This is a genomic window from Streptomyces violaceus (genome assembly GCF_036014075.1).
Lineage (GTDB): Bacteria > Actinomycetota > Actinomycetes > Streptomycetales > Streptomycetaceae > Streptomyces > Streptomyces violaceus.
The window spans coordinates 8,049,299-8,064,066 of sequence record NZ_CP107911.1 but is presented as its reverse complement, the minus strand read 5'-3'; the positions used below and the strand labels follow the sequence as shown (position 1 = coordinate 8,064,066).

Genomic DNA, 14,768 nt, shown 5'->3' with positions numbered 1-14,768 from the left:
CCCTCTGCTGTTGGCCCCCTGAGGCTTGCCCGCTCCACCCTGCCACGGAAACCAGCCCCAGTTGAGGGCGCATGACGACGGCGCCGGCGCCCCCCTCGCAGGGGGAGCGCCGGCGCCGTGGGCCGAGGCCGGAGCGGCTCGTCAGCCCTTCTTCTTCTGGACGCCCTTCTTCTGGGCACCCTTCTTCTTCTGGACGCCGTCCTTCCCTGCCACGGACAGGCCGTCCTTGCCGACGGCCTGGTTGAGCGTGTTGAGAGTCTCGTCCACGTTGATCCCGGGGAGCTTCTCTCCGACAGCGTGCGACGGGGTGACCGCCGCGACGACGAAGCCGGTGGCCAGGGAGGCGATGGCGAGCATGCTGCGCTTCTTCATGCCCGACTCAACTGCCTGACCCGCTCCGGGGTCACGCCACTGGGCCGTTCGGGCGACACGACGGCGTCATTCGGGACCGGTGTCCCAGGTCCCGGGCCCGCCGCCGCGCCATTCGATCAGCCCCGACGCCGCCGCGTACGCCTCGTCCGCGTCCTCGATCCCCGCCCGCCGCAGGAACTCGGCCACGTCCAGCAGTCCGTACGCGATCCCGAGGAACTGGTCGTCCACACGGACCCGCCGGCCACCGTCCACAGCCGGCGGGTAGACCACGACGGGTTTCACGGACGCCATGGCACCAGGGTGCGCGGGGACGGCGCCGGGCGCTCGCCGGGGTGGGCCGTTCAGCCGACCCTGAGTGCCTGTTCCGAGGCGCCCACGTAGGCCGCGAGATGCTCCCCGGTCAGGGTGGAGCGGGCCTTGACGAGTTCGGCCGGGGTGCCCTCGAAGACGATCCGGCCGCCGTCGTGTCCGGCGCCCGGGCCGAGGTCGATGATCCAGTCGGCGTGCGCCATGACCGCCTGGTGGTGCTCGATGACGATCACCGACTTGCCGGCGTCGACGAGCCGGTCCAGCAGGCCGAGCAGCTGCTCCACGTCGGCGAGGTGGAGGCCGGTGGTCGGCTCGTCGAGGACGTACACCCCGCCCTTGTCGCCCATGTGCGTGGCCAGCTTGAGCCGCTGCCGCTCGCCGCCGGAGAGGGTGGTGAGCGGCTGGCCGAGGGTGAGGTAGCCGAGTCCGACGTCCGCCATCCGCTCGATGATCCGGTGGGCCGCGGGGGTGCGCGCCTCACCGGCGCCGAAGAATTTTTCGGCCTCGTTCACGGACATCGCCAGCACCTCGCTGATGTCGCGGCCGCCGAAGTGGTATTCCAGCACCGACGCCTCGAACCGCCTGCCCTCGCACACCTCGCAGGGGGTGGCGACGCTCTGCATGATCGCCAGGTCGGTGTAGATGACACCGGCGCCGTTGCAGGTGGGGCAGGCGCCCTCGGAGTTGGCGCTGAAGAGCGCCGGCTTCACCCCGTTGGCCTTGGCGAAGGCCTTGCGGATCGGGTCGGCCAGCCCGGTGTACGTCGCAGGGTTGCTGAGCCGGGAGCCGCGGATCGCGGTCTGGTCGATCGACACCACGTCTTCGGCCCCTGCTTGTCGGGACATCGAACCGTGCACGAGCGAACTCTTGCCGGAGCCGGCGACACCGGTGACGACGGTGAGCACGCCGAGCGGGATGTCGACGTCGACGTTCTGGAGGTTGTTCGCCGTCGCGCCGCGGATCGCGAGGGTGCCGGTGGGCTTGCGGACCGTCTCCTTCAACGCCGCCCGGTCGCCGAGATGACGGCCGGTGACGGTGTCGCTCTTGCGCAGCCCTTCCAGGGTGCCCTCGAAGCAGACGGTGCCACCCGCCGTGCCGGCGCCGGGGCCGAGGTCCACGACATGGTCGGCGATGGCGATCGTCTCCGGCTTGTGCTCCACGACGAGCACGGTGTTGCCCTTGTCGCGCAGCCGCAGCAGCAGGTTGTTCATCCGCTGGATGTCATGGGGGTGCAGTCCGATGGTCGGCTCGTCGAAGACGTAGGTGACATCGGTGAGCGAGGAACCGAGGTGCCGGATCATCTTGGTGCGCTGCGCCTCGCCGCCGGAGAGCGTGCCCGAGGCCCGGTCGAGCGAGAGATAGCCGAGCCCGATCTCCACGAACGAGTCCAGGGTGTGCCGGAGCTTGGCGAGCAGCGGCGACACCGAGGGATCATCGATCCCGCGGGCCCATTCGGCCAGGTCGCGGATCTCCATCGCGCAGGCGTCGGCGATGTTGACCTTGCCGATCCTCGAGGAGCGGACCAGCTCGCTGAGCCGGGTGCCATCGCACTCGGGGCACTCGGTGAAGGTGACCGCCCGGTCCACGAAGGCCCGGATGTGCGGCTGCATCGACTCGCGGTCCTTGGCGAGGAAGGTCTTCTGGATCTTCGGGATCAGCCCCTCGTAGGTGAGGTTGACGCCGTTGATCTTCACCTTGGTCGGCTCGCGGTACAGGAAGTCGTGCCGCTCCTTCTTGGTGTACTTGCGGATCGGCTTCTCCTTGTCGAAGAAGCCCGACTCGGCGATGACCCGCACCACCCAGCCGTCCCCGGTGTAGGTGGGGATGGTGAACGGGTCCTCGGAGAGCGACTTGGAGTCGTCGAACAGCTGGGTGAGGTCGATGTCGGAGACCTTGCCCCGGCCCTCGCAGTGCGTGCACATGCCGCCGGTTCGGCTGAAGGTCACCTTCTGCGTCTTGGTCTTGTCCGTGCCCCGGTCGACCGTGATCCCGCCGCTCGCCGAGACCGAGGCGACGTTGAAGGAGAACGCGCCGGGCGGGCCGATGTGCGGCGTACCGAGCCGGCTGAACAGGATGCGCAGCATCGCGTTGGCGTCGGTGGCGGTGCCGACGGTGGAGCGCGGGTCGGATCCCATGCGCTGCTGGTCGACGGTGATCGCGGTGGTCAGCCCGTCGAGCACGTCCACCTCGGGCCGGGCCAGATTCGGCATGAAGCCCTGCAGGAAGGCGCTGTACGTCTCGTTGATCAGCCGCTGCGACTCCGCGGCGATCGTGTCGAACACCAGCGAACTCTTGCCCGAGCCGGAGACGCCCGTGAACACCGTGAGCCTGCGCTTCGGAATCTCGATGCTGACGTCCTTGAGGTTGTTCTCGCGCGCACCGTGCACGCGGATCACGTCATGGCTGTCGGCAACGTGCGGCCCGGGCGACTGTCTGTCCGTCGTCGTGGCCTTGTTCATGGTGTCTCCATCTGTCGCTCGGACGTTCTGTCCCCCGCACCGAACCGGAGGTGCGGAGCGGGGGATGCGGGAGCCGGCGGTACTGCGTCGCCGTACGAGGGTCCCGCTGGTGTGACGCGTCGGGTCTGTGGGGCCGGCCGCCGCTACGGCGTCACGGCTTCAGCTGCTGGATGCGGATCATGTTGCCCGCGGGGTCGCGGAAGGCACAGTCGCGGACGCCGTACGGCTGGTCCACCGGCTCCTGGACCACCTCGGCGTCGGCCGCCTGCAGCCGGTCGAAGGTGCCGTCGACATCGGTGGTGGCCAGGACGATGCTCGCGTAGGTGCCCTTGGCCATCATCTCGGCGATGGTGCGGCCCTCGTCCTCGGTGATGCCCGGGTCGGCGGCCGGCGGATGCAGGACGATGCTGGTGCCGGGCTGGCCGACGGGCCCGACCGTGATCCAGCGCATGCCCTCGTACCCGACGTCGTTGCGGACTTCGAAGCCGAGGGTGTCGCGGTAGAACGCGAGAGCGGCGTCCGGGTCGTCGTGCGGCAGGAAACTGGCGTGAATGTTGAGGTCCATGGCCACCACGCTAGTTTCGGCTCGGGGTGGGCGCTTCTCGATTCCTGACCGGTCTGGTCACCTGCTTCGCCACGCACGACGGGATCCCCGCGGTCGCGCGCGCCGCCTCGCGCCGGTAGGCGCTCGGCGGCATGCCGACCAGCTCGGTGAAGCGGGTGCTGAAGGTGCCCAGCGACGAGCAGCCGACCTCGAAGCACACCTCGGTGACACTGAGGTCGCCACGGCGCAGCAGCGCCATCGCCCGCTCGATGCGCCGCGTCATGAGGTAGCTGTACGGCGACTCGCCGTACGCCTGCCGGAACTCGCGACTGAGATGCCCGGCCGACATGTGCACACCCCGGGCCAGTGCCTCCACGTCCAGCGGCTGTGCGTACTCCCGGTCGATCCGGTCCTTGACCCGGCGCAGGAGCGCGAGGTCACGCAGGCGCTGCGCCGAGGTGGGTCTGCTGGTCACATGCGGGATCGTGCCACATCGCTCGGACATTCGGTCGATTTCCGAGGGAAAGCCGGTATCCCGGGCCGGGCCTGTCAGGTGAAGTACGTGTCGAACGTTCCGATCCACCATGCCGCGAGCGGCAGGAGGCACATCTGCACACCCGCTGTGATCCAGCAGCGGCCGAGCACCGCGATCCCGAAGGTCCACCACGCGGTGGAGCGCAGGGCGCTCACGACTCCGGCCTGGTATCCCTGCCCGGTGGAATCGACCATGCCGGGGTAGCCCATCCAGTCCTCGGTGAAGACGCCGTCCGCCCCGAACACGAGGACCGCCGACACGAACCACAGGTCGGCCAGGAGGGCCGTCACGGCGAGCGCCACGTCGAAGCGCAGGAACGCGGGCGCCGGCAGCAGCAGCCGTACCGCGGGGTGCCCTTGGCGGCGTGTCCAGTCCCGCCGCCGGACACGCACCAGCGTGACGACGGCAGCGACCAGCGCCCCGAGGGCCGCCGCCCACCCGCCCATGAAGACCAGCCCGAAGAACAGCATCCCGGCACTCACGCCGGGCCAGATGCCACGGCGGGCCGGAGCGGTTCCTTCCGCGTCAGGGGCGGGTGGGGCCCCAGAGGCGCCCCGGCCGCACCGCCTGAACGTTCCTGCCCGGTCTCACACGCCCGCCGCGGCCGCGTCCGTCCGCTTAGCGAGTGCTGCCGCCGCGGCGCCCACCAGGCCGGCGTCGGTGCCCATCTGGGCCGGTGCCACGGTCAGATGCCGGACGAAGGACAGGGTCGCGTAGGCGCTCAGGGCCTTGCGCAGGGGGGCGAGGAGGACCTCGCCCGCCTTGCCCACTCCCCCGCCGATCACGACGATGTCGATCTCCACGAGGGTCGCGGTGGCGGCGATCCCGGCGGCCAGGGCCTGGGCCGCACGCTCGAAGGAGGCGATGGCGACCGGGTCGCCGGACCGGGCGGCGGCGGCCACCGCGGCGGCGGACGTGTCGCCGTCGGGGCCGGGCCGCCAGCCGTTCTCGAGAGCGCGCCGGGAAATGTTGGGCCCGCTCGCGATGCGCTCCACGCAGCCGTGCGAGCCGCACGGGCACAGATCGCCGTCGAGGTCCACGCTGATGTGGCCGATATGGCCGGCGTTGCCGGTGGGCCCGGGGTGCAGCCGGCCGCCGAGCACCAGGCCGCCGCCGACACCCGTGGAGACGACCATGCACAGCGCGTTGTCGTGGCCGCGGGCGGCGCCCTGCCAGTGTTCGGCCGCCGTGATGGCCACACCGTCGCCGATCAGCTCGACGGGCAGATCCCCGGCCACGGCCCGGACGCGTCCGACGAGCGGGTAGCCGCGCCAGCCGGGCACGTTCACCGGGCTCACCGTGCCCGCCGAGGCGTCCACGGGCCCGGCGCTGCCGATGCCCACGGCCGTGGCGCGCTCCCACAGCGGCGACACGGTGAGCTCGCCGAGCACCTCCTCCACGGCCCGCATCACGGTGCCGCCGTCCTCCCGGGCGGGCGTCGGCCGCTGGGCGCGGACCAGGATCCGGCCGTGGCGGTCCACCAGAGCGCCGGCGATCTTGGTGCCGCCGATGTCGAGCGCGGCCACGAGGTCGGTGTGCATCAGTGTCGGATCTCCCCGCGGGGCAAGCAGCGGACCGGTCCCGCGCGGGTGCGCGGGCCGGAGATTGCGGTGGACAGTCTCCCTCGATCCTGACAACGTTGTCCAGGCTCTATGCTCGACGCCACATCCTCATACGAACCCAGGATCGCCGCACCTCCGTGGACGACAGGACAGGACACCGCACCGTGCCCCAGACCCCCCTCCGATCCGCAACGCGCTACGGCACCCGGCCGACCATGAAGGACGTCGCGGCACGCGCCGGAGTCGGGCTCAAGACGGTCTCCCGGGTGGTGAACGGGGAGCCGGGGGTCACCCCGGAGACGGAGCGGCGGGTCCAGGAGGCGATCGACGCCCTCGGTTTCCGCCGCAACGACAGCGCGCGGGTGCTGCGCAAGGGCCGTACGGCCAGCATCGGCCTGGTCCTCGAGGACCTCGCGGACCCGTTCTACGGGCCGCTGAGCCGGTCGGTCGAGGAGGTGGCCCGCGCGCACGGCGCCCTGCTGATCAACGGCTCCAGCGCGGAGGACCCGGAACGCGAGCAGGAGCTGGTACTGGCCCTGTGCGCGCGGCGGGTGGACGGTCTTGTGGTGATCCCGGCCGGCGACGACCACCGGTATCTGGAACCCGAGCTCAAGGCGGGTGTCGCCACGGTGTTCGTGGACCGGCCGGCCGGGCACATCGAGGCCGACGTGGTCCTGTCGGACAACTTCGGCGGTGCCCGCGGCGGCGTCGCCCACCTCATCGCGCACGGGCACCGCCGGATCGGCTTCATCGGCGACATGCCCCGCATCCACACCGCCGCCGAGCGGCTGCGCGGCTACCGGGCCGCGATGGAGGACGCGGGCATACCGGTGGCGGGCTCCTGGATGTCCCTCGGCGTCACCGGCCCCGAGCGGGTGCGCAGGGCGGCCGAGGAGATGCTGTCCGGCCCGGACCCGGTCACCGCGATCTTCGCGGCCAACAACCGGGTGACGGTCACCGTGATCCGCGTGCTCGCCGAGCACGCCCGCCGCGTCGCCCTGGTCGGCTTCGACGACATCGAGCTGGCCGACCTGCTCCAGCCGGGCGTCACGGTCGTCGCCCAGGACGCCTCGGACATCGGCCGCACCGCAGCGGAACGCCTGTTCCGGCAGTTGGACGGCACCCAGGTCACTCCCGAGCGCATCGAGCTGCCGACCCGGCTGATCACCCGCGGCTCGGGCGAGCTGCCCCCGGCGGACTGAGCGGCCCATGGATCACCTCACCGATCGCACGCTGCGGGCACTCGGCCTGGCCGAGGCGCCACGCGAGCATCCACTGCTGTATCCGGGCGCGTGGCCGGCCGGCTCCGGGCTCCTCGACGGGGACTGTTTCCTGCCGCTGGAGCAGCTGGTGTACGAGGACCGCACGCCGGTCCTCGCCATCGGCTCCAACGCCTGCCCGGGACAACTGCGGCACAAGATGGCCGAGTTCGGGATCATGTCCCCTCTCCCGATGGTGATGACCCGGGTGCGGGGTGTCGACGCGGGCGTCTCGGCTCATGTGAGCCGCATGGGATACATGTCCGCCTCACCCGTCAGCGCCCCGGACACCGTGCGGGACCTGTTCGTCCTCTGGCTCGACGACGAGCAGCTCGCGGTGATCGACGCGAGCGAGGGCGCGCCGGTGCCGAGCGGCAATTTCAACCGCGCGTGGCTGCCCGCGCCCGATGTGCGGATCGACCTCGCGGACGGCACCCGTCTGCCCGGCGCGTACGCGTACGTCAACCGGCACGGGGTCCTGCACGACGGCACCGGCGCGCCGCGCATCCACCCGGGCCAGCGGGCACTGCTCACCGAGCTGCTCTCCGGCCTGCCGCGGTTCAGGGAGCTCTTCGGCGTGGTTCCCGAGGAGTTCAGCGCGCGGGCCCGCGGTGACCGGCGGCTGTGCGAACGGGGCACACGGCTGTTCATCGAGGAGAAGCTGGTGACCGCCTCCGGCCTGGAGCGGTATGTCGGCTCCCCGACGACGGGGTCTCAGCAGACCGGGAGCCCCGGGACCGGCGCGTCGTTGTCCCCGCCCTTGACGTAGACATCGCTGACCCAGACGTTCGTGTTGCCGCTGTCGTCGTCGGTCTTCGCCCACCAGACGTTGGTCCACCGGCCGTCCGTCTCGCGGCGGCCCAGGTTCTGCTGGCAGTAGAAGTAGTTGGTGCCCGCGTTGAGGACACCGACCTTGGTGCCGGAGGCGGTGTAGGAGTCGGCGGTCTTCCAGACCTGGCAGTTGTACTTGCCGCCGCCGATGGCGTGGCAGGCCGGTTCGGGGGCCGGGGTCGTCGGAGCATCGCCCGTCCCGCCGTTGCCGGAACCGCCTCCGGTGTCGCTGCCGTCGGAGGTGCCGTCCGGCGTCCCTCCGGTCGTGCCGGAGGACTTGGACGGGGCCGAGGTGGCGGGCTCGGGGGCCTTCTTGTCGCCGGGCTTCTTGGACGGGGCCTTGCCCTTCTCGTCGCCCTGCTGTGTGGGCCGGGGAGCGTTCGAGCCGTCGTCGGTGCGACCGGGCGCGGAGGAGGACCCGGCATCCGCACGGGCGGCGTCGGTCCGGGCGCCCGTTTCCTTGCCGTCGGAGTTGCTGAGCACGGCGACCGTGGCACCGGCGGCAGCGAGTACGACGGTGAGGGCCGCGGCGGCGAGCAGGCCGCGGGACTTACGGCGGGGCGGGCGGCCGGAGTTCACCGGACCCGTGGGAGCGGAGGCGCCGGGACCGGTGGTGTCCGGGTCGGACGGTCCGAAGCCGTGCGGAGAGGTTCCCGGGCCGTACGGGCCGGACCCTGAGCCGGCCGCCCCGGAGGTCCCGGCGGCTCCGAAGGCCGCAGGCGTCCCGGAGCCCGGTGTGTCCGGGGCCTCGTGGGGCCCGGCGGTGTCCGGCTGCTGCGGTGGTCCGAACCCCGGCGGCACCGCCGGAACACTCCGCTCCGTCTCCGGGCGCGGGGGCGAGGACGGCACCGCAGGGCCTCGCAGCGTAGATGTCGGCGTGTCCGTAGCGCCCGTGTCCGCCACCGACTGGAGCAGCTCTCGGGCCTGGCCGGCCTCCGGGCGGGCCTCGGGGCGCTTCTCCATCAACCGCTGGAGGACGGGGGCGAGCGCGCCGGCCCGCAGCGGCTCCGGCAGCGGCTCGGTGACGATCGCCGTGAGTGTCGAGAACGTGGACGTACGGCGGAAGGGCGAGGCCCCCTCGACGGCCGCGTACAGCGTGGCGCCCAGGGCCCAGATGTCGGAGGCGGGGCCCGGTTCGGCGCCCTGGGCACGCTCGGGGGCCAGGTAGTCGAGGGAGCCGACGAGTTCGCCGCTGCGGGTGAGGTGGGTGGCCGAACCGTCGCCCGGGTCGTCCATGGTGGCGATGCCGAAGTCGGTGAGGACGACGCGGCCCGAGCGGTCGAGCAGGATGTTGCCGGGCTTCACGTCACGGTGCAGGACGCCCGCGCGGTGGGCTGCGGACAGCGCGTCCATGACCTTCGCGCCGATCCCGGCCGCCTCGCGCGGGTCCAGCGTGCCGCTTTCGCGCAGGACGTCGTCCAGGGACGGCCCGTCGACCAGTTCCATGACGATGAGCGGCCGGCCGTCGACCTCCGCGATGTCGTGCACGGCGATGACGCCGGGGTGGCGCACCCGGGCCGCCGCACGCGCCTCGCGTTGCATCCGCAGTCGCAGAGCGGCCAGTTCGGGGCCGGCCACGTCGGTGTAGGTCCGCAGCTCCTTGACGGCGACCTCGCGGCCGAGGACCTCGTCGACGGCCTTCCAGACGATGCCCATGCCGCCGCGTCCCAGCTGGGCCGCGACGCGATAGCGGCCTGCCAGCAGCCGACCGGCCCCCTCGGTCTGCCCGTACTCCCCCGTTGACACCGCTGCCCCGTTCCTGTGACACCACTGGATCCACCGACACGTCGATACGTGGCGTACAGAGTACGGGGCGGCGATGACAGCGACAGCCGGCGGTGACGGCTGTGACAGGGCCGGTACGTGCCTCCACAACCGTGGGAGGGAAACCGTCAGGCGGACGCCGTCAGGTCCGCCCGCCTGGGCGTCGCGTAGCTCTCCAGGTCGGCGCGGGTCAGGCCGGTCAGCCGGGCGACCTCGCCGATGTCGAGGGCACCGCAGTCCAGGCCCCGGAGCAGGTAGCCACTGAGGGCCTTGGCGGTGGCGGGTTCGTCCATGACGTCGCCGCCGGTGCGGTTGGCGTAGCGGGCGAGACGGGCGGCGGCCTGCTCGTAGCCCTCGCGGTAGAAGGCGAAGACGGCCGCGTACCGGGTCGGGATGTGGCCGGGGTGCATGTCCCAGCCCTGGTAGTAGGCGCGGGCCAGGGCGCGGCGGGTGAGGCCGTAGTGCAGGCGCCAGGCGGCGTGCACCTTCTCGGTGGGGCCGACGGGCAGCACGTTGGTGGAGCCGTCCGAGACGCGGACGCCGGTGCCGGCCGCCGCGACCTGCATGACGGCCTTGGCGTGGTCGGCGGCGGGGTGGTCACTGGCCTGGTGGGCTGCGGAGACGTCGAGGCAGGCACTGTAGTCGAAGGTGCCGTAGTGCAGGCCTGTGGCGCGGCCCTCGGCGGCCTGGATCATGCGGGCGACGGTGGCGGTGCCGTCGGCGGCGAGGATGGACTGGCTGGTCTCGATCTGGATCTCGAAGCCGATCCGGCCGGGCTCGAGTCCGTGGGTCTTCTCGAAGGCGTCCAGCAGCCGCGCCATGGCGGTGACCTGCTCGGCGTACGTCACCTTGGGCAGGGTGAGCACCAGCCCGCCGGGCAGGCCGCCGGCCTCCATCAGGCCGGTGAGGAAGATGTCGAGGGTGCGGATGCCCCGGTCGCGTACGGGCGCCTCCATGCACTTCATCCGGATGCCCATGTACGGGGCCGCGGTCCCGTCCTCGTACGCCTCGGCGATCAGCCGGGCGGCGCGGGCCGCGGCCTCGTCCTCCTCGGCGTCGGGGCGGTTGCCGTAGCCGTCCTCGAAGTCGACGCGCAGGTCCTCGATCGGCTCGCGCTCGAGCTTGGCGCGCACGCGCGCGTGGACGGGCTCGGCCAGTGCCTCGGCGAGGCCGAGGACGGCGGCGAAGGACGCGGCGTCCGGTGCGTGCTCGTCGAGGGCCGCCAGGGCACGGTCGCCCCAGGAACGGACGGTGTCGGCGGCGAAGACATCGCCCGGTACATAGACGGTGTGGACGGGCTGGCGAGTGCCGGGGTCTCCGGGGTAGCGGCGCTCCAGTTCGGCGTCGACCGCCGCGAGGGAGGCGCTGATGTCCTCGCTGACGGCGCCCGCGAGGCTCGTCGCCACGTTCTCCTGCCGGCCCTGCCCCATTCCAAGTCCTCCATTTTCCGTAGAGCGGAATCAATAATCCGCAGTACGAAGCTAACTGTCGATCTTCACCCTGGTCAACACCCTCTTGAAGTGGGATTCCCCATCCTTCACCCTTGGTCACTGCCGACCCGCCCTCATCTTCCGTATTCAGCAGGCAAGCTTCATCCTGACGTGCAAGGGGAGGGAGACCACGTGCCGAACGAGGTCGGAGTGACGCGCCGCCACGGGCTCAAGGCAGCGGCGGCCGCCGCCATCGCGGGACCGCTGCTCACCACCGCGGGCCCCACACAGCCCGCTTCCGCCGGCGAGCACCCCGGCGCCCTGAACGTCATGACGTTCAACGTCCGCTTCGGGACCGTCGTCGACAGGACACCGCGCTGGGACGTGCGCCGACCGGTGATGCGAGAACTGCTGCGCCGCGAGCTACCGCACCTCATCGGCACCCAGGAAGGGCTCTACCGGCAAGTGCGCGCGATCGAGAAGGATCTCGGCGGGCACTACGACTGGATCGGCACCGGACGCGGGGGCGGCAGCAAGGACGAGTTCATGGCGGTCTTCTACGACACGCGCAGACTCGAGCCGATCGAGTTCGATCACTTCTGGCTGTCCGACACCCCGTACTCGATCGCCTCGAACACCTGGGACGCGGACTGGCTGCGCATGGTGACCTGGGTCCGTTTCGCGGATCTCGCCGACGGAGGACGGGAGTTCTACGTCCTCAACACCCACCTGGACAGCGTCAGCCAGTACGCGCGGGAGCGCTCGGCGGGGCTCATCGGCGAGACGATCGCCGGGTGGGACCGGTCGTTACCGGTCATCGTCACCGGTGATTTCAACGCGGCCGCCCACGACAACCGGGTGTACGACCTCATGCTGGACATCGGACTGGTGGACGCCTGGGACGCGGCGGCCTCGCGAAGTCCGGCGTACGGGACGCACCACGGCTACCGGAGGCTCAGGCCCGGCGGGCGGCGCATCGACTGGATCCTCACCACGCCCGGGGTGACCACGCACTGGGCCGGGATGAACACCTTCTCCGTGGACGGGACGTACCCGAGCGACCATCTGCCGGTGCAGGCCTCGCTGACCCTGGGATGAGAAGAGGCCCCCGTGACCGATCGTGCGGTCACGGGGGCCTTCTGCAGCGGGATTCGATCAGCCCTTGCGGACCTTGATCTCCTCGGTGAGGGCCGGGACGACGTCGAAGAGGTCACCGACGATGCCGTAGTCGACGAGGTCGAAGATCGGGGCCTCGGCGTCCTTGTTGATCGCGACGATCGTCTTCGAGGTCTGCATGCCGGCGCGGTGCTGGATCGCGCCGGAGATGCCGGAGGCGATGTACAGCTGCGGCGAGACGCTCTTGCCGGTCTGGCCGACCTGGTTGGTGTGCGGGTACCAGCCGGCGTCCACCGCGGCACGGGAGGCACCGACGGCCGCGCCGAGCGAGTCGGCCAGCGCCTCGATGATCGCGAAGTTCTCCGCGCCGTTCACGCCACGGCCGCCGGAGACCACGATCGCGGCCTCGGTCAGGTCCGGACGGCCCGTCGACTCACGCGGGGTGCGGCCGGTGACCTTGGTGCCGGTGGCCTGGGCGGAGAAGGACACGGACAGCGCCTCGACCGCACCGGCGGCCGGGGCGGCCTCGACGGCCGCGCTGTTGGGCTTGACCGTGATGACCGGGGTGCCCTTGGAGACACGGGACTTGGTGGTGAAGGACGCGGCGAACACCGACTGCGTGGCCACCGGGCCCTCGTCGCCGGCCTCCAGGTCGACGGCGTCGGTGATGATGCCGGAGCCCAGACGCAGCGCCAGACGCGCGGCGATCTCCTTGCCCTCGGCGGAGGACGGCACCAGCACGGCGGCCGGGGACACGGCCTCGTGGGCGGCCTGGAGGGCGTCCACCTTCGGTACGACCAGGTAGTCGGCGTACTCGGCGGCCTCGTGGGTGAGGACCTTGACCGCGCCGTGCTCGGCGAGCGCGGCGGCGGTGTCACCGGCGCCGTTGCCCAGCGCGACGGCGACCGGCTCGCCGATGCGGCGGGCCAGGGTCAGCAGCTCCAGGGTGGGCTTGCGGACGGCGCCGTCCACGTGGTCGACGTAGACGAGAACTTCAGCCATGGGACTTCTTCTCTCCTGCTTGCGAAAGATGAGGGGCGGTCAGCGGATGCCGGGCTCAGATGAACTTCTGGCCCGCGAGGAACTCAGCGAGCTGCTTGCCGCCCTCGCCCTCGTCCTTGACGATCGTGCCCGCGGTACGGGCCGGGCGCTCGGCCGCGTTGTCGACCGTGGTGTAGGCACCCTCGAGGCCGACCTCCTCGGCCTCCAGGTCCAGGTCGGACAGGTCCCAGGACTGAACCGGCTTCTTCTTGGCCGCCATGATGCCCTTGAAGGAGGGGTAACGCGCCTCGCCCGACTGGTCGGTCACCGACACGACCGCCGGCAGGGACGCCTCCAGGCTCTCCGTGGCGGCGTCGCCGTCGCGGCGGCCCTTGACCGTGCCGTCCTCGACCGACACCTCGGACAGCAGGGTGACCTGCGGGACGCCCAGGCGCTCGGCGAGCAGCGCGGGCACGACGCCCATGGTGCCGTCGGTGGAGGCCATACCGGAGATGACCAGGTCGTAGCCGGCCTTCTCGACGGCCTTGGCCAGGACCAGGGAGGTGCCGATGGCGTCGGTGCCGTGGATGTCGTCGTCCTCGACGTGGATCGCCTTGTCGGCGCCCATGGACAGCGCCTTGCGCAGGGCGTCCTTGGCGTCCTCGGGGCCCACCGTCAAAACGGTGATCTCCACGTCGTCGTCGGAGTTCTCGGAGATCTGCAGCGCCTGCTCGACCGCGTACTCGTCGAGCTCGGAGAGCAGACCGTCCACGTCGTCCCGGTCGACGGTCAGGTCATCGGCGAAGTGCCGGTCGCCAGTGGCGTCGGGCACGTACTTCACAGTGACAACGATCCTCAAGCTCACGCCGGCTCTCCTACTGCATCGTCATTTTCAGGCTGCCTACTTGCAGGCAGCATAGGCGCCTCAAGCGGCCGATTCCGGTCGGGGCGACCCACGCTCCGAGCGAAACATTACTCGTCAGTACACTCAGTTCGTTCCCGCTAAGCAAGCGCTTTGAACTGTGACCTTCGCAACGCAGCGTAACCGGAACCCGACCGTCACGCAGCCCGGGGGGAACGCGGATCAGTCGCGCAGTCTGTGGAAACGTCCCTGGTGGTAGAGGAGCGGGCGGCCGGTGCCCGTGGGGTCGCCGTGCAGGACCTCGGCGAGCACGAGCCGGTGGTCTCCGGCGGGCACGCGTGCGATGACCCGGGCCACCAGCCAGGCCAGCACGCCGTCGAGCAGGGGGACACCCTCGGGCCCCTCCCGCCAGGCGGTGGGCGCGGCGAAGCGGTCGGCTCCGCTGCGGGCGAAGGTGGCGGCCAGCTCCTGCTGGTGCTCGCCGAGGACGTGGACCCCGACATGATCGGTCGCCTCGATCGCGGGCCAGCTGGAGGATCCGGTGCCGACGCCGAACGACAGCATGGGCGGTTCGGCGGAGACGGAGGTGAGGGAGGTGGCGGTGAAGCCCACCGGACCGGCGTCGCCACGAGCGGTGATCACAGCGACTCCCGCCGCGTGCTGCCGGAAGACCGAGCGCAGGAGGTCGGGCGTGGCGAGGAGGTCCGAAGGCATGGGGTCAGGCTGACGATAATTGGTACGCAC

At 71.2% G+C, this 14,768-nt stretch carries 15 protein-coding genes; 3 read left to right on the top strand and 12 right to left on the bottom strand.

Annotated features, from left to right (window positions below; all coding sequences use genetic code 11):
* Window positions 1-141: 141 nt before the first annotated feature.
* The 7 genes from OG542_RS36350 to OG542_RS36320 form a co-directional block, all read right to left on the bottom strand.
* Window positions 142-372 (bottom strand): hypothetical protein, encoded by a 231-nt coding sequence (locus OG542_RS36350; RefSeq protein WP_184595163.1) that lies wholly within the window; start codon window positions 370-372, stop codon window positions 142-144.
* A gap of 66 nt (window positions 373-438) precedes the next feature.
* Window positions 439-663 carry a hypothetical protein gene (locus OG542_RS36345; protein WP_189724105.1) on the bottom strand — a complete coding sequence of 75 codons (225 nt, stop codon included), beginning with the start codon at window positions 661-663 and terminating at the stop codon, window positions 439-441.
* A gap of 50 nt (window positions 664-713) precedes the next feature.
* Window positions 714-3,140: an excinuclease ABC subunit UvrA gene (locus OG542_RS36340; RefSeq protein WP_328416544.1), complete on the bottom strand. Its 2,427-nt coding sequence runs from the start codon at window positions 3,138-3,140 to the stop codon at window positions 714-716.
* A 151-nt stretch (window positions 3,141-3,291) separates the two neighbouring features.
* Window positions 3,292-3,705 (bottom strand): VOC family protein, encoded by a 414-nt coding sequence (locus tag OG542_RS36335; protein WP_328416543.1) that lies wholly within the window; start codon window positions 3,703-3,705, stop codon window positions 3,292-3,294.
* Between the two features lie 10 nt (window positions 3,706-3,715).
* Entirely contained in the window at window positions 3,716-4,189 is a 474-nt protein-coding gene (locus OG542_RS36330) for a helix-turn-helix transcriptional regulator (protein ID WP_385866950.1), read from the bottom strand.
* Window positions 4,190-4,233: 44 nt separating this feature from the next.
* Complete coding sequence (locus tag OG542_RS36325; protein ID WP_230529340.1) at window positions 4,234-4,701, bottom strand: hypothetical protein; 468 nt, start codon at window positions 4,699-4,701, stop codon at window positions 4,234-4,236.
* A gap of 105 nt (window positions 4,702-4,806) precedes the next feature.
* A complete protein-coding gene (locus OG542_RS36320; RefSeq protein ID WP_328416540.1) occupies window positions 4,807-5,760 on the bottom strand; it encodes an ROK family protein in 954 nt (317 codons plus the stop codon).
* A 158-nt stretch (window positions 5,761-5,918) separates the two neighbouring features.
* Between OG542_RS36320 and OG542_RS36315 the strand changes: the two genes are divergently transcribed.
* Both OG542_RS36315 and OG542_RS36310 read left to right on the top strand, forming a co-directional pair.
* A complete protein-coding gene (locus tag OG542_RS36315; protein WP_328416538.1) occupies window positions 5,919-6,983 on the top strand; it encodes a LacI family DNA-binding transcriptional regulator in 1,065 nt (354 codons plus the stop codon).
* 7 nt (window positions 6,984-6,990) lie between these two features.
* Window positions 6,991-7,809: a hypothetical protein gene (locus tag OG542_RS36310; protein ID WP_328416536.1), complete on the top strand. Its 819-nt coding sequence runs from the start codon at window positions 6,991-6,993 to the stop codon at window positions 7,807-7,809.
* Here OG542_RS36310 and OG542_RS36305 read toward each other — a convergent pair.
* Both OG542_RS36305 and OG542_RS36300 read right to left on the bottom strand, forming a co-directional pair.
* Window positions 7,755-9,617, bottom strand: a complete 1,863-nt coding sequence (locus OG542_RS36305) for a serine/threonine protein kinase (RefSeq protein WP_328416534.1) — start codon at window positions 9,615-9,617, stop codon at window positions 7,755-7,757. The genes OG542_RS36310 and OG542_RS36305 overlap by 55 nt on opposite strands.
* Window positions 9,618-9,763: 146 nt before the next feature.
* Window positions 9,764-11,065 carry a DUF6986 family protein gene (locus tag OG542_RS36300; RefSeq protein WP_328416532.1) on the bottom strand — a complete coding sequence of 434 codons (1,302 nt, stop codon included), beginning with the start codon at window positions 11,063-11,065 and terminating at the stop codon, window positions 9,764-9,766.
* 192 nt (window positions 11,066-11,257) lie between these two features.
* Between OG542_RS36300 and OG542_RS36295 the strand changes: the two genes are divergently transcribed.
* The gene (locus tag OG542_RS36295; protein ID WP_328416530.1) at window positions 11,258-12,163 is read left to right on the top strand and encodes an endonuclease/exonuclease/phosphatase family protein; all 906 of its coding nucleotides are present in this window, start codon (window positions 11,258-11,260) and stop codon (window positions 12,161-12,163) included.
* A gap of 57 nt (window positions 12,164-12,220) precedes the next feature.
* Here OG542_RS36295 and OG542_RS36290 read toward each other — a convergent pair whose 3' ends face one another.
* The 3 genes from OG542_RS36290 to OG542_RS36280 form a co-directional block, all read right to left on the bottom strand.
* Window positions 12,221-13,183 carry an electron transfer flavoprotein subunit alpha/FixB family protein gene (locus OG542_RS36290; protein WP_328416528.1) on the bottom strand — a complete coding sequence of 321 codons (963 nt, stop codon included), beginning with the start codon at window positions 13,181-13,183 and terminating at the stop codon, window positions 12,221-12,223.
* Window positions 13,184-13,238: 55 nt separating this feature from the next.
* Window positions 13,239-14,027 carry an electron transfer flavoprotein subunit beta/FixA family protein gene (locus OG542_RS36285; protein ID WP_261680893.1) on the bottom strand — a complete coding sequence of 263 codons (789 nt, stop codon included), beginning with the start codon at window positions 14,025-14,027 and terminating at the stop codon, window positions 13,239-13,241.
* A 219-nt stretch (window positions 14,028-14,246) separates the two neighbouring features.
* Window positions 14,247-14,738, bottom strand: coding sequence for a flavin reductase family protein (locus tag OG542_RS36280; RefSeq protein ID WP_328416525.1), 492 nt, complete (start codon window positions 14,736-14,738; stop codon window positions 14,247-14,249).
* Between the last annotated feature and the right edge of the window lie 30 nt (window positions 14,739-14,768).